Origin of the sequence: Pseudoalteromonas sp. SR44-2, from assembly GCF_014163745.1 — a bacterium.
In the GTDB taxonomy this organism is placed as follows: Bacteria; Pseudomonadota; Gammaproteobacteria; order Enterobacterales; family Alteromonadaceae; genus Pseudoalteromonas; species Pseudoalteromonas distincta.
The window spans coordinates 1-384 of record NZ_JACJDW010000082.1 but is presented as its reverse complement, the minus strand read 5'-3'; the positions used below and the strand labels follow the sequence as shown (position 1 = coordinate 384).

Genomic DNA, 384 nt, shown 5'->3' with positions numbered 1-384 from the left:
AGATGTGGAAGTGGTGTGAGCCATTAAGCTAACTTGTACTAATTACCCGTGAGGCTTAACCATACAACGCCAAACGCGTTTTATGCGACAGTTTGACAGAAGTTAATATGACTAAAGTAGATATTACTTAGAAAGACTTAAAAAATATTATCAGATATTTTCCAAATTCAAGAGGTGACTCTTAGCGCGTAGCGTTAAAGTTGAGGCACCTTGCGCAAAGAAAATGGTAGCACTACGTGCTTGTCATTGATTCTTTGCACCTAATTTGCTTGGTGACAATAGCGTTTTGGACCCACCTGACTCCATGCCGAACTCAGTAGTGAAACGAAACAGCGCCGATGATAGTGTAGCATTTGCTATGTGAAAGTAGGACATTACCAGGCT

Annotated in this window: 1 rRNA gene; it reads left to right on the top strand. The window is 40.9% G+C overall.

The features are described 5' to 3' along the window. Positions 1 to 268: 268 nt before the first annotated feature. A 5S ribosomal RNA gene (gene rrf, locus H5115_RS20020) occupies positions 269 to 383 on the top strand. Position 384: the final 1 nt, after the last annotated feature.